The sequence below is a fragment of the Amycolatopsis ultiminotia genome, from assembly GCF_039536925.1.
GTDB lineage: Bacteria > Actinomycetota > Actinomycetes > Mycobacteriales > Pseudonocardiaceae > Amycolatopsis > Amycolatopsis ultiminotia.
The window spans coordinates 220,106-242,154 of sequence record NZ_BAAAZN010000015.1; the positions used below are offsets into that span (position 1 = coordinate 220,106).

Below are 22,049 nucleotides of genomic sequence, written 5' to 3' on the forward strand. Positions count from 1 at the left end.
CGGATCCGGCCGCCGTCCACCGTGGGAGCTCGAGGCGCACCAGACATTCGCTAACAGGGATCCACGTCCGACTCGGCCGGGCATGGTCGCCGGGTTCCTAACAGGGCATCTCGAACTCCGGCAGTGACCCCGCCCGCCACCATGGTCAACAGGCAAGGAGTCGCGCAGCGCTCCACTCGGTCAAACAACGTTGACAGGCGGGTGCCGGACGACCCCGATCCATCCCCGCCGGCCGACGAGACAGGCTCAACGCCGCGCACCCAACTTGAACGCCGGTCACGAGCCGGTGGATATGACTGATGCCGTGGCGTGCGAAGAACGCGCGGGCGCGGTGGGTAAAGGCGATCGCGGAGCGGGCTTGCGCGTCCGGGAGGGCTTCGGTGTAAGCGAGGCGAGAGTAGCCGTCGACGGCGGAGGCAGGTAGGTGTACCCGCGCTTCGCGCCGGCCGTGGCCGGTTTACCCTTGGCTGATGTCGCTTTAGCGCGGGCGGCGGCTCTGGCTTGATCGGAGTCGCGGCCGTGGACTCTCCAGCCTCCGCCGTCGGGGATGCGTCCGACCTTCTTCACGTCGATGTGGACCATGTGCCCCGGTCGTTTGGCAACGGTCACGCGCGGGGCGCGGTTGGTGTCGCCGTCGGGATCGATAAAGCGGCGTTCGTTTAACCCCAACTGGGCAAGGAGACGTGTGACAGTGCGGCGGCTGGCCCCTATGCCAGTTTCGTTGAGTTCGAATGCGATTCGCGATGCGGACCATTTGTGCTCGCGCCGCGTTGATTCGATCCGTTGCACGACATCGGGGTGCGTCGCGGTCGGCTGCCGATGAGGCGTGGAGGATCGGTCGGTCAGTCCGACCTCACCGTGCTTGCGCCACCGGTTCACCCACTTCGACGCGCAGGCACGGGAGATGTCCATCTCCCGTGCCTGCGCGATCGGGCGCGTCTTGCACCGCTCAACCAGGCGACGCCGGCCCTCGATGGCAAGTGGTGCGTTGCGGTGGGTCACGACGCCGACCTCGCCGGGCTCGCTGTGATCTCGGCCAATATCAGACCTGCCCCGTCAGTGAGTGACGGCCTATACATGCTGCGCCTCTGCGGGGGAGCGCTTGATCAACAGCGACAGCGCCGCAGCCACGAGCACAGCAGCGATGGAGACGCTGAATACCGTGTCGAGGGCGTGGAGAAAGGTCGCGTGGGCAGCTTGAGTGACGTGCGCGGCGATGGGCTCGCCGAGCTGGCCGTTCAACTGCGTTTGGGCATCGTTTGGGAAGCCGAGAGCGACACTCTTGCGCAGGTTTTCGTCGGCCCCGAGTTCAGCGACGAGGTCTCCGGGCAGTCCGTCGGCCCGGAGCGTCCGCCCGAAACTACTCGCCACGACAGCAGAGATGATCGTGCCGAATACGGCTATCCCCAAAGTGCCTCCGAGTTGCTGAGTAGCTTGCTGCATGCCGGAAGCGACACCTGCTTGTTCTTCGGGTGCACTTCCGACGACGAGGTTGATGGCGGGCACGAGCAAGAACCCGGCACCGGCACCTGCAAGGAGCAGCGGCACAACCAGCGACAACACCGACGAGTCGGTTACAAGCCCGAGCAGCATGACCATAGACGCAGTAATGGCGGCTGACCCGATGAGGATGGTTCCCCGGCTTCCGACGCGTTCGGTTGCCCATCCGGCCATCGGCGACGCGATGACGAACACTGCGGTCAATGGCAGCATCGCCAGCCCCGTGTCGACGGCACTCTTGCCTTGGACAGCTTGGAAGAAGAAGTTCAGATAGAACATGATCGCGAAGAACACGAACATCGTCACGACGCTCAGCACACAACCGACCGCGAACGTCCGATTTCGGAACAGCGCGAGGGAAACCATCGGCTGACGTACGCGCGACTCAACCCCGACGAACGCCACCAGCAACACGAGCCCAACCACGAGGAATGCGACGGGGCCCGCGGTCCAGCCGTGCTCCTGGACCGAGGTGATGCCCCAGATCACCGACGCCAGCGACGCCATTACCGTCACCGCGCCAGCGAAATCCATTCGCTGGGATGTCTCCGGACGAGCTTGCGGCAGCACGCGCGAGCCGACCACGGCGCCGAGTAGACCGAATGGCAAGTTGACGAAGAACACCCAGTGCCAACTGCCGAGCGCCATCAACGCTCCACCGAGCAGCGGCCCTGACGCCAAAGCGGCCGCGGTTACCGCGCCGAACATACCGAGCGCCCGGGGCAGCGCATCAGCAGGGAACGCCTTCCGGATCAAAGCGAGTCCGGCAGGCCCGATGCCCGCCGCGAACGCGGCTTGGACGACCCTTGCAGCAATAAGGACCTCCACGTTCGGCGAGATGCCGCACAGCAACGAGGCGAGTGTGAAACCGCCGACACCGACAAGGAACACACGCTTATGCCCGATCTTGTCGGCAACCGTGCCAGCCGGGATCAGCAACCCGGCGAACACCAGCAGGTAGCCGGTCGTCACCCACTGAATCTGAGTCGGCCCTGCTGCTAGATCGGCGGCGATCGCCGGGTTAGCGACACTAACGATCGTCCCGTCGAGTTGGATCACGACGATCCCCAACGCGACCGCGAGGAGCGTCAACCACGGTCGCCGATGCGATTGTCTTTCCTCGGCCAGCGCTCCCTGACCTAGGCGTACATCTGTCATGCCAAACCTCTCTTGTGCGGTGCTCAAGTAGAACTTGTGCACCGTACAAGAAACTTGTGCATCGCACAAGAATGCCACTAGCCTGTCGGCATGGCGAACGCAGAACGACTCGACCGGGAACGCGTCATCAAAGCGGCAGTCGAACTCCTCGACTCCGACGGGCTCGACGCACTCAGCACCCGCCGCTTGGGTACGGTTCTGAACTCTTCACCGAACGTCATGTACTGGCACGTCGGCAGCATGGAAAACCTCGTCGGACTCGCCACGGACCAGGTTTTCGCCGAGCTAACCCTCGCGATCGAAGGCGCGTCCTGGCGCGACGACCTTGCCCAGACCGCCCGCGACCTCCGTCTTCTATTCAGCCGCCACCCCTGGCTGACCGAGGCATTCAGTACCCATCCCCGCATCCACGGTCCCGCAATCGTGAGATTCCAAAACCACCTACTCCAGGTATGCAGCCGAGCAGGGTTCGAGGGATTCGACCTCGACTGGGCAGGAGCGAGCGTGTTCACCCAGGTCCTCGGTGATGCCTGGGGTCGAACGCCATCACCGATGCCCAAAGACCGCACAACCACGCCGACCGAGATAGTCGAGCAAGTTAGAGGCGATCTTGCCGACTACCCCTTGCTCCTTGAGCGATACGAGGCCCTGGCGAACGCTGACCCCGGCACTGTCGACGAAGCGAGCTTCGAGTTTGGACTCACGGTACTGCTCGACGGACTCCAAGCGCGGCTGAATCAGAGGCCTCCCGCACCATGACTCGCTGAGGCGACATCACTTCCCCAGGTCAATCGGCAACCACTGGCCGGTTCTCGGCGTCAACAACCTCCTGACCCGCAACAACTTAGTGGCCGGAGTGGCCTTCCGCGGCTCGCCGGAGAAACCGATGTACGCGTGCTTCTCCTGCTTCACCGTTTATGACCAGGGCCAGATCGGTGGCTGCAGCCGTTGCCACAATGGTGTGTACGTGCGTACCCCAACGGACAAGCTCGAAGAGGACGGTGAGATCGACGTCTGCTCGTCCTGCTGGGACTACATCATCTCGCGCGACTAACTGACGGAGACTATCGCAGGGATCGTATAGCCGCTGTAGCTCTGGCACGTCCTCGAAGAGGAGTCCAAAGCCCTACTCCCATGTGACCGGTGAGCCAATCAGGGTCTTCCAGCGGCTAACACCGGCTCACCGTGCGCGGCGGATCTGACGACGGAACGATGATCGCTTCTGCGGTCTTCGTGAGCCGTGTCGCAGGTTCGAGCACCAAACAAGCCAGCATGCGAACCTAAACCTGCTGGTCAGCGGCTTGCCGGTCTAGGTGAAGGCCCCTCATGCCAAGGTTCGGCGGGACGGGTATCGGGGTCGCAGCTGGTCAACCACCTGTGCGGCAATCGCGTCAACCTCGGATTGGACGCCGAGGCGCCGGCGCCCACTGAGATGGCCAACGAGGGACAGTCAAGAGCCGACGCCGACCGAATCCCTGAATGGCCAATTTCCGATGTTCACGAGCCTGACCTGCAAGGACGACGACTCTGGCCTTCACTGCCAGTTTGGGCTCGGCTTGCAGCGATTGCTCGCCGGGCCGTCGGTGCCGTTTGCGGAGCGGCAGTAGAGGCGCCCCGTCGCGCAGTCCGGAAAGTGCGGCCCGGCCTCAGCTTGTTGTTTGACCAGGTGATGCTGGTGCGTGGCCCGGTTGATCATGGGTGAAGCCCTTGGTTGATCATTCTTCTTGCGACAGAAGGAAGATCACAACCAAGGGCTTCAGTTGATCAGTGTGCAGGACACCGGCCGGGCCGGTGCATCCGGGGACCTCTCCGGGTTTCGTCAGCGGTTCTTTGGCTGCCTGGCGGGTCGGGCGGGCGCGTTGTTCGAGCTGGCTGATGCGGTGCTGTGCGCCCCTGGGCCGGTGGCCAGTCCGGCTGAACTGTCCTTGACGCCTGAGCATCGGCGTGGGCACGGCGCCGGCTACGACGCGATCAACCACGGCCGCGTCGAGACCGACCGGTTGCGCACCGTCCTGGCATGCCTGCCCGTGCCTCGTGCCGCGAACGGGCGGATCGTGCTGGCCGTGGACGTGTCGCACTGGCTGCGTCCGGATGCGGCATGCAGCCCCGAGCGGCTGTTCTGCCACACCTACGCCCGCGGCAAGGGCCAAGCCCAGATGATCCCCGGCTGGCCGTACTCCTTCGTCGCTGCGCTGGAAACCGGCCGCACTTCATGGACAGCACTCCTGGACGCGGTCCGGCTCCGGCCTGCCGACGATGCCACCGCGGTCACCGCCGCCCAACTCCGCGACGTAGCGGACCGGATCATCGACGCCGGCCACTGGCGCGAGGGCGATTCCAGCATCCTGATCGTGGCCGATGCGGGCTACGACGTAACCCGGCTGGCGTTCGTCCTGGCCGATCTGCCCGTGGAGGTGGTCGGCAGGATCCGCTCCGACCGGGTGATGCTGCGGCCCGCGCCGCCCCGGACCCCCGGCGCCAACGGGCGCCCGCGCAAGCACGGCGGCGTGTTCGCCTTGGCAGACTCCGCCAGCCGGCACATCCCCGATCACGCCACCCACACCGACACCACCCGCCACGGACACGCCCAAGCCCAGGCATGGGACCGGCTGCACCCACGCCTGACCCACCGCGGCCCCTGGCTCGATCACGACGGAGAACTGCCGCTGGTCGAAGGAACACTGATCCGACTGCACGTCGAGCACCTGCCCGGCGACCGGGACCCCAAGCCGGTCTGGCTATGGTCCTCGGTCACCGACGCCAATGCCGAGCTGATTGACCTGCTGTGGCAGGTGTTCCTGCGGCGATTCGATCTCGAGCACACCTTCCGGCTGTTCAAGCAAACCCTCGGATGGACCCGCCCGAAGCTGCGCGCACCCGAGTCAGCAGACCGCTGGACCTGGCTGATCCTGACCGTCCACGCTCAACTACGGCTGGCCCGCCCACTCGTCGAGGACCACCGCCGCCCCTGGGAGAAACGAGTCGCCGAACCCCGTCGGCTAACCCCTGCCCGGGTTCGGCGAGGGTTTCGCAACCTCCACCCGACGACCGCCCGCCCCGCAACCACACCGAAACCCTCCCGACCCGGTCCCGGACGCCCGCCCGGCACAACCAATCGCCACCCAACAAGCCGTTACGAGGTCGGCAAAACCACCAAACGAAACCTCACCCCCGAACAACACCGCAACCACACAGGTCAAACAACAAGCTCAGGTGAGCGGGCGCAGCACGTACTCCGCGGCGAGCTGGACGATCTCGCGCTTGGAGTGGTCCGGGTGGTCGGCGGCGATGAACTGGCGGCCGATCGCCAGCGCGAACATCAATGTGCTGCGGGCTTCGACCTCGTCGGGATCGTCGACGAACGTCGCGAACATCGTGCGCAGGAAGTCCATGCGCTCGTTGTCGATCCGCCGCAACCGCGCGGCGACCGACTCGTCATGCCGGGCCCAAGTCCGCACGGCGAGATCGATCCGGTGCAGAGCCTCGGAGGAGGTCAGCTGCCCGGCGCGCCGGATCCGTTCCGCGGCGTCGACATCTTCCGCGGTCGTCTGGGCGATGACGTCCCTGGTACTGCGACGTTCCCACTCGTCGAGAAGCTCCGCCAGCAGTGCGGTACGGCCAGCGAAGCACCCGTAAAAACCCCCTTTGGTCACGCCGAGCCTGACGGCCAGCTGCTCCACGCGGACCGCATCGGGGCCGCCCTCGGCAAGGGCTTCGAGCCCCGCCTCGATCCAGCGGGCTTTCGTTGTGCGGACTACGGCAGGAATCCGGCCACCTCCTTGCTCGACAGTGATGCATACGCTACCGTACATATAAAGCATACGGAGCCGTATATATCGGAGGATGTCATGGCACGACTTCCCAAACAGGCCTACACCGGTCAACCGTGGCGCATCCACGAGTTCACGAGTGATTTCACTGTCGAAGACGTTTGGTCCTTTCGCACACCCGGTGCCGGGCCGGATAACTTCCCGCTCATGCTCGACGCGATGCACACCGGTGGGAGCCTGCGCGCACAACCGGCGCCGGTGCGGTTTCTCTTCGCCCTGCGCTGGAGGCTGGGCGCTTTGCTGGGCTGGGACAAACCCTCGGCCGGCGTCGGGAGGCGGGTGAGCTCACTGCGTGACCGGCTGCCCGCGGACTTGCGCGCCGCGCGCCGCGGCGCCGATGACGAGAGCCTGCCGCTCAAGGCCGTCTACGAACTGCACTCCGAGAGCGCCCGCGAGCTGGCGAACAAGACCGTGCACACGGTGATGCACCTCGGCTGGGCGCCTGGCGACAACGGTGACCACGAGCTGCGGATGGCCGTACTTGTCAAACCCAATGGCCTGTTCGGACGGCTCTACATGGCTGTCATCGCCCCGTTCCGCTACGGGATCGTTTATCCCGCACTGACCCGGCGCTGGGAGCAGGCCTGGCTCGATCGCACCGCCCGGCGAGTGTCGCCGTGAACGCCCGCGCCGGAATCTTCGCCGTGGAAGAGGGTCCGGCGCACGAACCGCACGCGGCTACGTCGTAGTTTGCAGCTTCAGGCTGGCCGAATTGTCCGTGAAGACAATCGTCGTGTGCTCGGGAAAGTTCTTGTTGCAGAATGCCGAGGCACCTTTGCCGAGACTGGTGATGCACTGCCCGGAGCGTCCGGCGCTCGGAATCCGCCAGTTCACCGAGACGGGATTGCCGTCGGCAACCAGGTCCTCGACGAAGATGTAGTCACCCATCGCCTGGTAGCAGACCTTCACCAACGCGCCGGTCGCGCAGACCCGCGGCAACTCGCGGACCAGGAGCCCTGCTCGGCCAGGTCGATTTCGTCCCAGTCGGCCGCCGGCGGACCACGGTCGAGATGTCCGGACGCATTGCCGAGAGCACCCGATCCGAGGCGTTCGCGGGCGCGCCCGCGAGGTTCACGCCCGGCATGAACACAGCCACACCGGCGCTCCATTTCATGGTGGATCGGCTACCGCGCGGTGCACGGGAAAGGGTTCCGGCGCGAGGTCGTCACGGAAGGCGGCCGCCCAGTCGTCGACCTCCCAGGTTTCCTTCAGTAGAACGGGTTTCTTCACGGCCAGCTGTGAAAGCAGGTACGCCTTTCCCCGCACGTACCGCACGACCTGCCCTGTGACCGCGTCCGCCCGGTCGCTCAGCAGGTACGTCACCAGGGGAGCAATCCGATCGGGCGCGTCGGTGGGATCGCTGGGCGCCCGCGGATCGGCCTGGGCCATGCGGGTCCACGCCACCGGGCACACCGCGTTGACCCGGATGCCCGCCTCGGCCAGTTCCACCGCCCAGGCGACCGACATCGACACGACGGCCCCCTTGGACGCGGAGTACGCCGCCGCGTTCGGCTGCCCGACCGCGGAGAGCGAGGCCATGTTCACGATCGAACCCCCGCTCCGTTCCCGCATCACGCGGGCCGCTGCCGTCCCGCAGTACAGCGAGCCGAGCACGTTGACCTCGATCAATGCCCGCATCCGCGCGGCGTCATCGGCCCAGGCCGGTGCCCGGTAACGCACCCCGGCGTTGTTCACGAGCCCGTCGAGGCCACCGAACCCGCTGACACACCGGTCGATCAGCGCCGCCGCCTGGCCGGGATCGGAGACCGAGGCGCCACTCACGAGAGCCTGCCCGCCCTTCCCGGTGATCAGCGCCGCGACTTCCCCGGCGACCTGTTCGTCGACGTCGTTGACCACCACACGCGCCCCGGACCGCGCGGCGTGCAGCGCATACGCGCGCCCCAGGCCACGGCCCGCGCCGGTGACGACGACCACCTTTCCCGCCAGTGCGTCCACGGAGAAATCCTTTCCTCGTCAGGACTTTCGCCGTGTACCCAGGCCCTTGCGTGCCTTCTCGACCGTCTCCTCGCCGAGGAAGCCGGGCTCGATGATCGCCAGTTGCGCGGCGGCGATCCGGGCGAGACCTTCCGGTCCTGCCGCGTCGACCCCGAGCGCACGGGTCAGATGTTCCTGCAACGCATAGATCCCCAGCCGCATCGCGACGAACACCGCGGCCTCGGCGCGGGGATCGTCGCGCCGACCACCGCGGTGTCGCTGATAGTGCTCGGTGATGCCGACCAGCTCGTCGAACAGCGCGTCGGTCGCCGGTGAACCGTTCGCCAGTGCCCGGCCCAGGTAGCGGAAGACGGTCGCGCCCGCGCGATGGGCGCCCGCGGTGAAGTCCGGGTCGCCGAGCCGGTCCTCCTCGACCGCACCTGTCAGCGTGGCGCGGATGAACTCGACCACGTGCTCGTCGCAGGCCTGACGCAAACCGGCCTTGTTCCCGAAGTGGTACTGGACCAGCGCGAGTGACACTCCCGCCCGCTCGGCGACCTTGCGCATGCTGGCACCCCCGGGGCCGTGCTCGGCGAACAAGGCCAGCGCGGCGTCGCGGATGCGCGCACGGGCAGTGAGATCCTCGACTGGTCGCATGACCAGTATGATATACAACTGACCAGCCCCTGCCGGGCCGGGGGTCGGCAGGGGCTGCTCGTTCCGGGTCGTGGCGTGGCACGTCGTCTCAGGGGGTTGGTGTGGGCTTCACCGTCTCGTCCGTCAGTGATTGGTCGTTCCTGTCGGCGACGGGCGTCTACCTGCTGGCGATGGTGTTCGCCGCCGTGTCGACGGCGATGGCGAGGCATCCGGTCACCGTCGGCGCTCCGGCGGCGGAATCGTCCGTGCGGGACGACCGCGTCGGCCGGATGGGACTGGCGCTGACCTGGCTCGGTGTCGGGTTGCACGCGGTGGCCGTGGCATGCCGCGGGATCGCCGCGCACCGGTGGCCGTTGGGCAACCTTTACGAGTACGTCATGATGATCACGCTCGTGACCGCGGCCGCGTGGCTCGTCGTCGCGAACCGGTTTCCGGTGCGGCACATGGCCGTCTGGGCGCTGTTGCCGGTCGCCGGGCTGATGGTGCTCGACGGCAAGGTGTTCTATGCCCACGTCGCCCCGGTGCCGCCCGCCCTCCAGTCGTACTGGCTGATCATCCACGTCACCACCGCCGCCGCGGCCACCGGCGCGCTGGTGGTGCCCGGTATCGCCAGCATCCTGTACCTCGTGCGGGCCGTGCGCCCGCGGTCGAAACTGCCGCGGTCCGACACGCTGGACAAGGTTGCCTACCGTGCCACGATCATCGGGTTTCCGCTGTTCACCTTCGCGGTCATCTGCGGCGCGGTGTGGGCGGAGTCGGCCTGGGGCCGGTTCTGGGGGTGGGATCCCAAGGAGGTCACCTCCTTCGTCGCCTGGGTGATGTATGCGGCGTACCTGCACGCACGGGCGACCGCGGGCTGGCGCGGCACGCGCGCCGCGGTGCTGAACGTGCTCGGCCTTGCTGTCCTGCTGTTCAACCTCATCTTCATCAACCTCGTCACCTCCGGTCTGCACTCCTACGCCGGCGTGAACTGATCCGCTGCAGTGGACCGGGAATCCTGTCGGACAACTCGGCGCATATACATTTGACCTGGATACTGGTCATACGTATAGTCTGTCGCGTGAGATCTGCAAACGATGCCGGAACAGCGGCGCACCACCAGGCGCGCGGGCGCGGGAAGCACTGTTCGTCAGGAGGCGAACGACGATGACCGAGGCACTGGCGCTCCAGGACATTCGGAAGTCCTTCGGCAGGACGCGGGCGCTCGACGGCCTGACGATGACGGTGCGAACCGGGGATATCCACGGGTTTCTCGGTCCCAACGGAGCGGGGAAGTCCACCACCCTGCGGATCGTGCTGGGCTTGCTGCGCGCCGACGCCGGCACCGCGCGCCTGCTGGGCGGCGATCCGTGGCGCGACGCGGTCCGGCTGCACCGGCGGCTGGCCTATGTGCCGGGAGACGTGACCTTGTGGCCCGATCTTTCCGGCGGGGAGATCATCGATGTACTCGGCCGGATGCGGGGCGGGTTGGACCAGCAGCGCCGCGACGAGCTGGTCGAGCAGTTCGAGCTGAACACCACCAAGAAGGGCCGGACCTACTCCAAGGGCAACCGGCAGAAGGTGGCACTGGTCGCGGCGCTGGCGTCCGAAGTGGACCTGCTGGTGTTCGACGAACCAACCACCGGGCTCGACCCGTTGATGGAGGCGGTGTTCCAGCAAGCGGTCCTTCAGGCTCGCGAGACCGGCCGCACCGTGCTGCTCTCCAGTCACATTCTCGCTGAGGTCGAAGCGCTCTGCGACCGGGTCACGATCATCCGCTCGGGCCGGGTGGTGGATGACGGCAGCCTCGCCGACCTGCGGCATCTGGCCCGCACTTCGGTGACGGCGGAAGTCGCCGACGCGCCGGGAGAACTCCTGGAAATCCCCGGCGTCCACGACCTCGCCATCGAGGGCACGCACGTACGCTGCGAGGTCGACGACAGCGCACTCAGCCAGCTACTGGCTGTGCTGACCACACTGGGGGTCCGCGCGCTCACCACCCATCCACCGACCCTGGAGACACTGTTCCTGCGGCACTACGAGGTGGCGTCATGAGCGAGCTGACCGGGGCCCGCTCGCTCGTCCGCCTGATCCTCCGGCGGGATCGCTTCATTCTGCCGTTGTGGATCGTGCTCGCGGTGGTGGTGCCCTCCGGGGTGGCGACAGGTGCGGCGAATCTGTATCGGACATCGGACGAGCTGCGCCGCTACACCGAGGAAGCGCTGGGCAACCCGGCCGAGGTCGCGATGCGCGGCCTGATCTACGCCCCCACGCTGGGCGGGGTCACGGCCTGGGGGACCGGGATGGCCGGGGCACTGATCGCCGGTGTGGCAAGCCTGTTTCTGGTCATCCGGCACACCCGCGTCGAAGAAGAAACCGGACGACGCGAGTTGCTCGGTTCGACGGTGCTCGGCAGGCACGCCGGACTGACCGCCGCACTGTCCGTCGTCGTCGGCGCGAACCTCGTCGTCGCGCTGGTGCTGGCGGCCGCGCTGACCGGGATCGGCCTGCCCTTCGGCGGCGGCTTGGTACTCGGCCTGTCCACGGCCGGGACCGGTATCGCGATCGCCGCGGTGGCCGGTATCGCGGCCCAGATGACCGCCGGCGCCGGTGCGGCGCGCGGGCTCGCGTTCGCCGCGCTCGCGGTGCTGTTCCTGCTGCGCGCCATCGGTGACAGCGGCAACGGCGCCGCCTCCTGGCTGTCCCCGTTCGGCTGGGCTCGGCTGAGTCGCGCGTTCACCGGGGACCGGTGGTGGGTGCTCCTGCTCTTCGCGGGATTCGCGATGGCGGCAACAACCATCGCCTATTTCCTCGCCGCGCGCCGCGACAATGGTGCAGGCCTGATCCCGGCACGCCCCGGACCGCCGTCGGCCTCATCCGCGTTGCGTGGCATGTTCGCGCTCACCTGGCGGACGCGCCGCGGCGCGGTGCTCGCCTGGGCGGTGGCTTGCGCCGCTGTCGGTGCGTTGCTCGGCGGGTCGGCTCGTGACGCGGCCGAGCAGGTCTCCGGTTTGTTCTCCGGCGCGAATGCGTTGTTCTCGTTCACCTTTCTCGTGCTGAGCCAGGCTGTCACCGCGTTCACGATCATGACGATGCTGAGCCTGCGCACCGAGGAGGGCAACGGGCTCGCCGAGCTGCTGCTGGCGACCGCGCCCTCTCGGTACCGGTGGGCAGGCGCGCATGTGGCGGTCGCGCTGACCGGTTCCGTGGTGATGCTCGCGGCAGTCGGCGTCGCCTCCGGGCTCACCTACGGCGCGAGCGTCGGCGACATCAGCGGCGAGGTGCCGCGATTGCTCGGCGCCGCACTGGTGTGGTTGCCCGCGGTATGGATCACAGCCGGGATCGCACTGGCCCTGGTCGGGCTGCTGCCCAAAGCCGCAATCCCGGTGTCGTGGCTCGTGCTCGGTGCCTTCCTGGCACTGGAGCTGGCATACGAGTTCGGCCAGGTGAACAAGAACCTGCTGGACATCTCGCCATTCAGCCACACACCCCGGATCCTGCTCGGAACACCACTCACCTTCAGCTCGATGACCATCCCGCTCCTGGTCGCTGTGGCCCTCAGCGCCGCGGGACTGCTCGGAGTACGGCGGAGGGATATCGGTTGAACGGGCGCTCCCTGTCTTGTCCCTGGTGCCCGAAAGCGCCTTCACGTCACCGCGCGACCACAAACGGCTCTACTCCGACCTCAAACCTGCCTCGAACACCACGGCGGGGAGCGCTACGGTGCCGGCGCCGGCTGGGCGCAGGGAACCAAAGCCGCCGTCTGCTCGGTGTTCCCGCCTGTGCGTGCGTCTTCCGGCGCAGCGAAGCATCCGGAAAGCCCGGGAAGCGGCGCTGCGCACATCGGCGCCAGGCCGGCCTCAGCCGAAATATCAGCGCTACGGTCGTTGCAACGGCCGGGGCTCATGCGGGCGGGCCGGATGACCGTATCCGCAGGCGGCCGGGCGGAATACCCGACGCTCGCACGCGATTCGGCAACCATGCCTTCGACGGCTGATGCCGGCGGTGGGGCAGCCGAACGCGGCGGCGTGCTCCGCGTCCAGGAGCGCGGCTGTGTCGATGTCGGTCGCATCAGTTCTCGAGCTGGCCGAGGCCGACATCCGGGTCGACGTGGTGTGCCCGGTGGCGTGGACCCGCATGGCGGCGGATCCCCAGGCGCCAGCGATCCCGCGGATTCGCCCGAGCGCGTCGTACCTCTCGTGACGTACCTGCTGAGCGAACGCCCGGCAGCGGTCACCGGGCAGGGCATCCGGTACGTGCCGGGCAAGGCTGACCTGCTTTCGCGATCGGACGCGAAGAAGCCCTTTCTGCTGAAGCAACCGAGAGATCGACGGCTGGGCGGCATTCCGCGGCCGCTTCGCTCCCGACCCCTTCCCGCACACCGCGGGGCGGGCGATCCACCCGTCCGCCCCGCCCGGATTGACGAGACGGCGAAGCCGACCCGCGGCAGGACCGCAGACAGGAGACAACATGCCGACACCAAGCACCCCGGCCGACGACAGCCCGCAGGCTGCACATCCCGCGCTGGATGTCCGGCACGACACCTTCGTAATCACCCGAAATCTCGACGCACCGCGCAGGGAAGTATTCACCGCGTTCGCGGACAATCAAATACGGCAGCGCTGGCACCGGCTGCCCGGCTCCGGAGTCAGCTACAGGCACGAATTCCGCGTCGACAGCGGCGAACACGCACGCAGCACCTTCACCATGCCGGACTCCGACCCCGAACAACTCGCGTACCGCTCCCGCTACCTCGATATCGTCGAGAACCGACGGATCGTGTTCACCTACGCGTCGAGCGTCGACGACATCCTGCGATGGACCTCGCTGGTCACCGTCCTCCTCGCCGACGGCGAGGAGGACGGCAGCACCCTGACCTGGACCGAGCAAGCCGTATTCCTGACCCGCACCGGCGACGGCAGCGCGGATCTCCCACACCTGCGCGGCGCCACGGGCCTGCGTCTCAACGGCCTCGCCGCGACGCTGGAGTCTGGTCGGCGATCCGGCCATCGGCTCCCGCCGGCCAGCCCTCCGCTGCTTGGCGAAGAGGGAGAACACCCTTGATCCGCAAGCGGAGTCGCTTCCGCCAGCGGCTCTCGGCTTGATCGGTCTCGAGTCGCGGATCGCGATCCGGAACCGAAAAAGGGATCCGCAACCCGCCCCGGACCCGATCGGCCACGGCAGATGCGCGGGACCGCTACATCAACCAGAGTCCGCTCCCGCAGCGCGGGGGCGGGACGCCCCGGTTCGTCGATGGCCGACTCCGCACGGCGTCAGACGCTGGCCGGGCACGAACGTCGATCCCGGCGTTCGACATCTGACGGCGTTGTCGCGTGGATCGCTGCGCTGTGCGCATCGATAACGGTTGGCTCAGACCCGTATCGCCGGAGTGACGCCGCCGGCCAGAAGCCGGTCGGCTTCCGGTGTGCGGCGATACAGGACACTGCCGCCGTCGCGGTAGCGCGCCAGCAGCCCGGCCCGGTGGAGTCGTCCGAGGTGGTAGGAAACGGTGGACGGGCTGAGGTGGTGCCGCTGCGCCAGGCCCGCCGTGGTGGAGGGGATCTCGATGCCGCGCAGCAGACGCAGCCGAGTGTGCCCGACCACGTCGCCGAGCACGCCATCCTGCTCCGCCGGTTCGGTGATCCGGGCCGCGGCCGGGTAGACGAGGCACAGCCGGAATCGTTCGCGGTGGTCGAGCGCCACGAAACAACGGCGAGCCAAAGCGGACGGCACCAACGTCAGTCCGTGGTCCCAGTCGGCGTCGAGTTCGATTTCGTGCGTGATGGAAAGCACGCCGCTCCGGTACCCCACCGTGGGGTGCAGAGTAGCGAGGGTGGCGGCAAGCCCACCGCGCGCGAGAAGACGCGAGCGTTCGAGGATGTCGGCCTCGAGACGAGGCTCGATCGCACTCCAGTGCTGAGCAAGACACAGCTCGAAGAAGGTTTCGAAATCCGCCGCCAGCGCCTGGACAGCCGTGCCGCCGGGAACGAGTACCGCCCGGTGGACCGCCCGCAGAACCGCACCGAGCGGCGAGCGCACCGGGCTTGGCGACATTTCGTCAAGCAGCCGCAGCAGCGGTTCGGGGATCCGATACGCCGGTTCGTGCTCTCCGGTGGCGATACTGGCTCCGCCGCCGTTGAGCAACTCGGGCAGACAGCGCAACTGCGCCCAGGATCGGGGATCGCACGCTGCCCGGGCCCATGCCGGGCGCGCTTGACCGGTTCTCGGCGCGGACCACGGATACTGCAGCGCGACCGCCGTCTCCATCATCGGTGAAACAGCGAAGCGCGTCGAACCGAGCGCCCGCGACGTCAGCCGCAACCTGATCATCGATCCCCCCGTGCCAGGAGGTTCGCACCCTTCGAACCTCCTCGAATCCTGTTCACAACAGCGCATGCGCCTCGTTCAATGGCTGTATCGCCGACGCCGGGAACGCGGCGGCTGAGCGGAGCCACAGTGGGAAACACCTCCTCGAGGAGCAAGCATGATCAAGCGTAGACGTATCGGTGCCGCGGCGGCCGCGCTCGGGATGGCCGCACTGGCGCTGCCGGTGTACACCGCTGCGCCCGCGGCCGCGAGCAGCTGGCCGATCTGGGAGGTCCGGACCACCGACAAGTGGGCAGGCTACGGAAAGTTCGACCACGACGGAGACCGGATTCTGGCAGCCGATCAGGACGTGGACGGCCGCAGCATCGTGGTGGTCTGGAAAACCGATTACGGCCGATCCGGGACGTGCAAAAACAGCCAAGGCGGTGGTGTGGAGAAGGTCTGCAACTACAACCTCTCCGAACAGGGACGGATCCAGATCAAGGCGTGCCTCTCCAACAACGGCAGCGCGCCCTACGGCTGCGGAAAACCCAGCAACTGGGTCTCCATCGGCGACGGCACCGGATACTGAGAACGCTCTTCGCCAGAGGTTCACGCGTGCCGAACGTGGCGCGAATCTTAACCCGGATGCGACCGAAGTCTCACTCGGCACGGGGTGCAACAGGAAGCCGCTCTTGCTGCTGTGTTGCTTCGCGTTCCAGCCAGGTGTCGAAGTCCAGGAGCCGGGGGTGGGCATGCCGACGGGCCGCGATGTCGGCGTGCCAGCCGCCGCCCTGATTGGCAAATCGGTAGCCGGCGAGGACGTCGGGATCTTTCCCGGACAGTGCTTCGCGTGGGATCGCACGGTATTCGATCGGGCGCCCCAGGTGACGGCTCATCGCTGCCGCAATTTCGGGCATGGTCAATTCGTCGCCGGCGAGTTCCACGGTGGCGCCGAGGTATTCGCCGGGACGAGCGAAAGCCAGTGCGGCGAAAGCGCCGATGTCCGCACCGGCGATCAGCTGCACCGGCACCTCGGGGCGAATGACATCGGTGAGTACACCGTCGCGAAGGCCGAAGCGGGAGTCGAGCTGGTTCTCCATGAAGCGCACCGGGCGCAGCACGGTGGTCGGCAGGCCGAGCCGAGCCGCGTAGCGCTCCAATTCCGCCTTGCTCTGCCAACGCCGGATACCGTGATCGGCGTCCGCGGCGCCGACCGAAGCGTAGACGAAGTGAGCGGCCCCTGCCGCTGCCGCGGCATCCGCGACAGCGCGACCGAGTCTCAGTTCGTCGTCGACGGTGAAGCCGGGCGGTGTTCCCGGGTATCCGGCGGTCGGCTGGACGCTGAACACGCCGTGCACACCCGAGGCCGCCGCGTCGAGCGTGGCCCGGTCGCTCATATCACCGCGTACCAGCTCCGCGCCCGCCCGGCTCAACGCTTTGGCTTTCGCCGCGCACGGATCGCGTACCAACGCACGCACCTGCCACCCTGCCGCCAATAGTGCGCGCGCTGTCGCGCCGCCCTGAACGCCAGTGGCTCCGGTAACCAACACGATGTCCGGCACCGCATCCTCCTCGACCGGCGCCGCAGCAGGCGCCCGATTAAACGGGGACTGTCCCTGTTTCTGTCGGCTACAATACGGGGACTGTCCCCGTATTGCAATCGGAGAGTCGTGACACCAATACCACGCAAACCGGTCCGCGCCGACGCGCTGCGCAACTACGAGCGCCTCCTCGCATCCGCCATCGAAGCCTTCGCCGAACACGGCCCACAGGCGTCGCTGGACGACATCGCGCGCGCCGCCGGAGTCGGCAATGCGACGCTCTACCGCCATTTCCCGACCAGGCAGACCTTGCTGGAAGCGGTGCTCCGCGAACACATCGAAGAGCTCGTGCGTCGCGCCGATCGCCTCGCCGCCACCCGCGCTCCCGTCGCGGCGCTGCGAGCATGGCTTGAAACCCTTGTCGCGCAGGGCAGCGCCAGGCACGGCCTCGCGGCTTCGCTGCTCGCAGTCATCGGCACACCCGCCGAATCCGAGTGTCGCGAAGCGATATTCGCGGCCGCGACCGAGCTGGTGCGGCGCGCCAAGGACAGCGGGGAAATCCGCGCCGACCTGAGCGCGCCGCAGCTGCTGAAACTCGTCAACGCGATAGCCCTTGCCTCAGAACGTGAACCGGATGGGCCCCGGCAGGCCGGTGCGTTGCTGAACATGGTGTTCGATGGCATCCGAGTCTGACGGCATGTCCGGCGCCGGGCTCCGGTCGGTGTCAGTCCGGCTGTCGCGCCTGAAACACGGTGCTGGCGAGGAAATCCGCGCGATGTGCGGCTGAGTCGAGCGGCGCGCGGAAATCGGCGTTCTGAACCTGTCGCCACACCGGGCTGTCGACGAAGTGGTTGTCGAATCGCTCCTGGGCGTCAAGTATTTCGGCCGGGTGCGCTTCACCTCTGCGGATGCGGTCGCCGAGTCGGAAGTAGTCGAATCGTTCGAGGCCGGGGGTGAAGAGCACCAGCACGTCGGCCGGCGCGTCGGCGGGCGCGGCCCATGCATGTGGCAGATATGGCGGCACGAGTAGGAAGTCGCCCTCGGTGAGGATGTGCACATCCGTTCCGGCCAGCACCCGCAGCGTTCCGCCGAGCAAATAGAATGCCTCGGCCGAGGTGGTGTGGAAATGTGGGGGCGGACCGTCGGTTCCGGCCGCGAGGTACGTCCGGTTCGCGCTGAGCGCACCGCCGGTCGTGCCGTGGTCGGCGTAGAGCGTGACACCCATGGTGTCCAGGCGTTCGGCTTCCTGGTGGCGCACCAGCAGTGCGCGATCGTTCGTCGTGTCCATCGTCGTATCTCTCGTTGCGTGCCGCCGGGAATCCCGGATCGCCACCACAGAGCGACTCCGCCGTCCGCACGTGACACCGCCAACGCTTTGTGACTTGTACCACTCTGGATGATGTCACGTTTCGCGGTGCGGACGGCTCTTCGGTGGCATGAGCAGAAGCGGTAGCGCCCGGCTTCGCGTTGTTGTCGCCGGTGCGGGGTATGCGGGCATGGCGGCGGCCGTTCTCGCACGCAAGTGGGTCGGCGCGGAGGTCACGGTGCTCAACCCCGTTGACCGTTTCGTCGAGCGGGTGCGAATGCATCAGCTGGCGAGCGGGCAGGAGCTTCGGCGGGTGTCGGTCAGCGGTCTGGCCTCGGCCGCGGGGATCGAGTTCGTCCTCGGCTCCGCCGCCGGTATCGACCTCGAACATCGGACCGTGCAGGTGGCCGGTACCGGCGGCGTTCTGCCCTACGACGTGCTGGTGCTCGCAGTCGGCAGCAGCACCGAGCTGGGCCGTGTCGCGGGCGCCTACGGTGTTTCGACGTTGCCGCAGGCACTGGCGCTGCGGGACCGGTTGCCGCGCAGTCGCCGGGTCGCCGTCGTAGGAGCTGGACTGACGGGTATCGAAACCGCCACCGAGATCGCCGAGTCCTGGCCGGATGTCGCGGTCAGCATTCTTGACACCGGCGAAATCGGCGCTGCGTTCGCCGCTCGCGGGCGTGCGCATCTCGACGCTGTCTTCACTCGCCTTGGTATCGAGCCACGTCCGAATGTTCGTGTCGCACGCCCCGTCCCGGACGGGCTGGAACTGACCGACCGCACCGTTCTGCCCGCCGACACCGTGGTGTGGACCACCGGATTCCGGGCGCCGAGCCTGGCGGGCGATGCCGGACTGGAGGTCGACGAACGAGGCCGCGTGCTCACCGATCACTATCTGCGATCGGTGTCGCACCCCGAGGTCATCGCCGTGGGAGATGCTGCGGCGGGCGTCTGCGCGGACGGGACGGAATTGCGCATGGCCTGCGCGACCGGTGTGCCCGCGGCGCAGCAGGCGATCCGGGCGCTCGCCGATCGTGTGGCGGGAAAGCCCATGCGCCCCTTGCGTTTCCGCTACTTCAACCAATGCCTGAGTCTCGGCCGCCGCGACGGGTTGATCCAGTTCGTCGACGAACGCGACCGCCCCAGGTCGTTCGTGCTCACCGGTCGGGCGGCACGCGGCTACAAGGAAGCGATCGTTCGCTCGGCCCTGTGGTTCCAGCATCACCCAACACTCCCCACGACATTCTGACCCGGAAACAGAACGATTCCAAGGACTCCAGGAAGGAAAATTCGATGGCAGGCAACGACAAGACGGCGCCGCTCGTCGACCCCGCGGCGGTCGATTTCGAGAAGGTCTACCGGGACGGCACTCTGGCAGACGGGATCGCCATGGACAAGCCGCCATGGGACACCGGCGCGCCCGAACCGATCCTGGTGCGTATCGAACAAGCCGGACGGATATCCGGTGAGGTACTCGACATCGGCTGCGGCCCTGGCGACAACGCCGTCTACCTCGCGAGCCGGGGCCACGCGGTGACCGGACTGGACGTCTCGCCGAGCGCGATCGAGCAAGCCCGGTCGAGGGCCGCGGCACAGCACGTGCGGGTCGAGTTCGCCGTGGCCGACGCCACCGATCTGGCCGGCTACGACAACCGGTTCGACACCGTGATCAGCAGCCTGTTGCTGCACTGCCTCGATCCGCAGCAGCGGTCGGCACATCTGGCGGCGCTGACCCGGGTCACCAAGCCGGGCGGTCGGCTGATCATGTCCTGCTTCCCCGACGACAGCCCGACGGTTTCCCTGACCCCCTACCCGATCGGCGAAGCCGAATTGCGCCGAAGCTTTCCGCCCCCGGAATGGGCCATTACCACATTGCGTCAGGACCGGATCACCGGAGGAACCCTGCCCGAGGGCGTCCTCGACCTCGTGCACGACCGGGGCATCCAGCTCGAATACGACGCCAACGGCGCGCTACTGATGGCAGCCTGGATTCTCGAAGCCGAGAAAGCCCGGCCCGGCGAAGGGACACGACCGTGACGCGGCCACGCGACCAGGCGGACGACGCCGCGACCGACCAGTTTCTGGGCTACCGCGAACTGCTGTTCACCGTGGTCTACAACATGCTGGGCAGCGTCGCCGATACCGAAGACGTGCTGCAGGAAGTGTGGTTGGCGTGGGCGGCGCGTCATCGCAACCCGACCGCCGCACCCGTCGACAACGCACGAGCCTACCTGGTGCGGGCCGCCGCGAACCAGGCGCTGGCACGCCGCGTTGAGGTGAGTCGCCGCCGGGAAACCTACGTCGGGCCCTGGCTGCCCGAGCCGATCTTGGTGGCCGCCCACGACGCCGCCGGCGCGGTCGAACGACATGAGGCGCTGTCCACCGCGGTGCTTGTCGTCCTCGAGACGCTGTCGCCGCTCGAGCGCGCGGTTTTCGTCCTGCACGACGTATTCGGCTTCGCCCACACCGAGATCGGCGAAATCCTCGGCCGGTCTCCGGTCGCGGTACGACAGCTGGCCACGCGCGCTCGACGTCACCTGCACTCGCGTCACCGCCGTCACCGGGTCGAGCCGGAAATGCGGGCCGAGGTAACCCAGCGCTTCGCCGCCGCCGTGCTCGGCGGCGACCTGCCGGCTCTTCTCGAAATTCTAGCCCCCGATGTCACGTTGTGGACCGACAGCGGTGGCCGAGGCCCGGCAGTGGCCTTGCGGCCCGTACACGGGCGCGACGCCGTGGCGGCGGTGTTCACCACCGTCGCGAACCACCTCCCGCCCGGCGGTGTGGACATCCGCTATCGATGGGTGGCAGGAGATCCGTGCGCACTGGTTTTCTCCGGAGCCACCCCGCTCGGCGCCGTCGTCCTCGACCTCACCGCGGAAGGCGATCGGATCGCGGGAATCTATTCGATCACCAACCCGGACAAGCTGTCCGGAGCCCGATAAGCGGTTGCCCACCCGTATATCGATACACTGCGGACGGACACTTGATCTGAAACCCACTCGATGCAGATGGTGTTCGAGCTCGGCTGGCGTTTCAGAGCCGCGGGCCGAAGAACGAGCTCAGGTCGTCGGCGACGGCTTGTAGTCGCTCCGTCTCTTGGCGGGCACACTTTCCGCGGTTGCTGTCCGCCGCGTACTACCGTGAGACACGAGAACCTCCGAATTGGAGTGGGCCTTCGACAAGCCACATCCCATTCGGAGGTTCTCGCTCGTTCAAGCAGGCTCGCCGCTACCAACGTCCTGGCCGGGTACCTGATCGCCCGAACTCGACGTTGTTCGCAGCGAGTTCAGCGCCGACGTCGAAGAGCTCACGGCGACTGACTGTGACCAGGACTGGACCAAGAGGTTGCTTCGGACATTGCAAAGGCTCGCACAGTTCGCGCACTGGCTCGATTGCCCACCCGGCAAGCCAGGATGCGAACCTAAACCTGCTGGTCAGCGGCTTATCGGTGTCGGCAAGGCCGGTACACGCCAAGATTCGGCGCGAAGGTTATCGGCACGCTCGATGAGCTGTGACAGAGAGTGATTCGGGAGGCGTGTGATTCGCGCGAACTTGATCGGATCTTCCGGGTGGGTCGGAGCTGGAACTCTCCGGGTCTTTGCGGGTGGGGCTGGTGATCATGGAAGGCTGGGGCTTTGCTCTGGCCCGGAAGGATCACGTTGAGTAATGAAGTTGTGGCCGTCACTGCGGCCGGTGCCACTGGCGATTTAGTACTGCAATGACACTTCGTGATGTTTGTGTTGGTGGTAGTGGCTGGTTCGGGCTCGGGCTTGGCTGGTTCGTCGCCATCGTGACCAGTGCATCGCGTGCTGGATTGTGTGCTGGACCCGCGTG

20 protein-coding genes and 2 pseudogenes are annotated in these 22,049 nt (G+C 67.1%); 13 read left to right on the forward strand and 9 right to left on the reverse strand.

Translation table 11 applies throughout. The features are described 5' to 3' along the window. Positions 1-274: 274 nt before the first annotated feature. Positions 275-1,002 (reverse strand): annotated as a pseudogene (locus ABD793_RS30275) (helix-turn-helix domain-containing protein); the annotation flags it as partial. 69 nt (positions 1,003-1,071) lie between these two features. Beyond that, positions 1,072-2,700, reverse strand: coding sequence for an MFS transporter (locus ABD793_RS30280; protein ID WP_344866122.1), 1,629 nt, complete (start codon positions 2,698-2,700; stop codon positions 1,072-1,074). A gap of 48 nt (positions 2,701-2,748) precedes the next feature. On the opposite strand from ABD793_RS30280, the gene ABD793_RS30285 reads away from it, so the two are divergent. Continuing rightward, positions 2,749-3,417, forward strand: a complete 669-nt coding sequence (locus tag ABD793_RS30285) for a TetR/AcrR family transcriptional regulator C-terminal domain-containing protein (RefSeq protein WP_344866124.1) — start codon at positions 2,749-2,751, stop codon at positions 3,415-3,417. Positions 3,418-4,427: 1,010 nt separating this feature from the next. Further along, positions 4,428-5,804 (forward strand): annotated as a pseudogene (locus tag ABD793_RS30290) (NF041680 family putative transposase); the annotation flags it as partial. Positions 5,805-5,867: 63 nt separating this feature from the next. Here ABD793_RS30290 and ABD793_RS30295 read toward each other — a convergent pair. After that, positions 5,868-6,479: a TetR/AcrR family transcriptional regulator gene (locus tag ABD793_RS30295; RefSeq protein ID WP_344866194.1), complete on the reverse strand. Its 612-nt coding sequence runs from the start codon at positions 6,477-6,479 to the stop codon at positions 5,868-5,870. A 27-nt stretch (positions 6,480-6,506) separates the two neighbouring features. Here ABD793_RS30295 and ABD793_RS30300 point away from each other — a divergent pair, with 27 nt between their 5' ends. Next, complete coding sequence (locus ABD793_RS30300; RefSeq protein WP_344866196.1) at positions 6,507-7,109, forward strand: DUF2867 domain-containing protein; 603 nt, start codon at positions 6,507-6,509, stop codon at positions 7,107-7,109. Positions 7,110-7,166: 57 nt separating this feature from the next. Here ABD793_RS30300 and ABD793_RS30305 read toward each other — a convergent pair whose 3' ends face one another. The 3 genes from ABD793_RS30305 to ABD793_RS30315 form a co-directional block, all read right to left on the reverse strand. Continuing rightward, a complete protein-coding gene (locus ABD793_RS30305) occupies positions 7,167-7,376 on the reverse strand; it encodes a hypothetical protein (RefSeq protein WP_344866126.1) in 210 nt (69 codons plus the stop codon). A gap of 222 nt (positions 7,377-7,598) precedes the next feature. After that, complete coding sequence (locus ABD793_RS30310; RefSeq protein ID WP_344866128.1) at positions 7,599-8,444, reverse strand: SDR family NAD(P)-dependent oxidoreductase; 846 nt, start codon at positions 8,442-8,444, stop codon at positions 7,599-7,601. Positions 8,445-8,462: 18 nt separating this feature from the next. Further along, positions 8,463-9,080 carry a TetR/AcrR family transcriptional regulator gene (locus tag ABD793_RS30315; RefSeq protein WP_344866130.1) on the reverse strand — a complete coding sequence of 206 codons (618 nt, stop codon included), beginning with the start codon at positions 9,078-9,080 and terminating at the stop codon, positions 8,463-8,465. 101 nt (positions 9,081-9,181) lie between these two features. On the opposite strand from ABD793_RS30315, the gene ccsB reads away from it, so the two are divergent. From ccsB to ABD793_RS30340, 5 genes are all read left to right on the forward strand, one after another. Further along, complete coding sequence (gene ccsB / locus ABD793_RS30320) at positions 9,182-10,054, forward strand: c-type cytochrome biogenesis protein CcsB (protein ID WP_344866132.1); 873 nt, start codon at positions 9,182-9,184, stop codon at positions 10,052-10,054. 172 nt (positions 10,055-10,226) lie between these two features. Continuing rightward, complete coding sequence (locus ABD793_RS30325; protein WP_344866134.1) at positions 10,227-11,114, forward strand: ABC transporter ATP-binding protein; 888 nt, start codon at positions 10,227-10,229, stop codon at positions 11,112-11,114. Further along, positions 11,111-12,664 (forward strand): ABC transporter permease, encoded by a 1,554-nt coding sequence (locus tag ABD793_RS30330; RefSeq protein WP_344866136.1) that lies wholly within the window; start codon positions 11,111-11,113, stop codon positions 12,662-12,664. The genes ABD793_RS30325 and ABD793_RS30330 overlap by 4 nt, the downstream gene beginning before the upstream one ends. Positions 12,665-13,118: 454 nt before the next feature. After that, entirely contained in the window at positions 13,119-13,262 is a 144-nt protein-coding gene (locus ABD793_RS30335; RefSeq protein ID WP_344866138.1) for a hypothetical protein, read from the forward strand. 267 nt (positions 13,263-13,529) lie between these two features. After that, entirely contained in the window at positions 13,530-14,123 is a 594-nt protein-coding gene (locus ABD793_RS30340) for an SRPBCC domain-containing protein (protein ID WP_344866140.1), read from the forward strand. A 306-nt stretch (positions 14,124-14,429) separates the two neighbouring features. Here the strand turns inward: ABD793_RS30340 and ABD793_RS30345 are convergent, their stop codons facing one another. Beyond that, positions 14,430-15,389: a DUF5937 family protein gene (locus ABD793_RS30345; RefSeq protein WP_344866142.1), complete on the reverse strand. Its 960-nt coding sequence runs from the start codon at positions 15,387-15,389 to the stop codon at positions 14,430-14,432. Positions 15,390-15,543: 154 nt separating this feature from the next. On the opposite strand from ABD793_RS30345, the gene ABD793_RS30350 reads away from it, so the two are divergent. Continuing rightward, the gene (locus ABD793_RS30350; protein ID WP_344866144.1) at positions 15,544-15,957 is read left to right on the forward strand and encodes a hypothetical protein; all 414 of its coding nucleotides are present in this window, start codon (positions 15,544-15,546) and stop codon (positions 15,955-15,957) included. A gap of 70 nt (positions 15,958-16,027) precedes the next feature. Here the strand turns inward: ABD793_RS30350 and ABD793_RS30355 are convergent, their stop codons facing one another. Next, positions 16,028-16,930 (reverse strand): NmrA/HSCARG family protein, encoded by a 903-nt coding sequence (locus ABD793_RS30355; protein ID WP_344866145.1) that lies wholly within the window; start codon positions 16,928-16,930, stop codon positions 16,028-16,030. A gap of 108 nt (positions 16,931-17,038) precedes the next feature. Here ABD793_RS30355 and ABD793_RS30360 point away from each other — a divergent pair, with 108 nt between their 5' ends. Next, positions 17,039-17,602: a TetR/AcrR family transcriptional regulator gene (locus ABD793_RS30360; protein WP_344866147.1), complete on the forward strand. Its 564-nt coding sequence runs from the start codon at positions 17,039-17,041 to the stop codon at positions 17,600-17,602. Between the two features lie 31 nt (positions 17,603-17,633). Here the strand turns inward: ABD793_RS30360 and ABD793_RS30365 are convergent, their stop codons facing one another. Beyond that, positions 17,634-18,197: a cupin domain-containing protein gene (locus ABD793_RS30365; RefSeq protein WP_344866149.1), complete on the reverse strand. Its 564-nt coding sequence runs from the start codon at positions 18,195-18,197 to the stop codon at positions 17,634-17,636. A 148-nt stretch (positions 18,198-18,345) separates the two neighbouring features. Between ABD793_RS30365 and ABD793_RS30370 the strand changes: the two genes are divergently transcribed. The 3 genes from ABD793_RS30370 to ABD793_RS30380 are packed head-to-tail and all read left to right on the forward strand — an operon-like array spanning position 18,346 to position 21,157. After that, positions 18,346-19,464, forward strand: coding sequence for an NAD(P)/FAD-dependent oxidoreductase (locus ABD793_RS30370; RefSeq protein ID WP_344866151.1), 1,119 nt, complete (start codon positions 18,346-18,348; stop codon positions 19,462-19,464). 44 nt (positions 19,465-19,508) lie between these two features. After that, positions 19,509-20,252, forward strand: coding sequence for a methyltransferase domain-containing protein (locus tag ABD793_RS30375; protein ID WP_344866153.1), 744 nt, complete (start codon positions 19,509-19,511; stop codon positions 20,250-20,252). Beyond that, positions 20,249-21,157 carry a sigma-70 family RNA polymerase sigma factor gene (locus ABD793_RS30380; RefSeq protein WP_344866155.1) on the forward strand — a complete coding sequence of 303 codons (909 nt, stop codon included), beginning with the start codon at positions 20,249-20,251 and terminating at the stop codon, positions 21,155-21,157. Before ABD793_RS30375 ends, ABD793_RS30380 begins: the two co-directional genes overlap by 4 nt. The last annotated feature ends 892 nt before the right edge of the window (positions 21,158-22,049 follow it).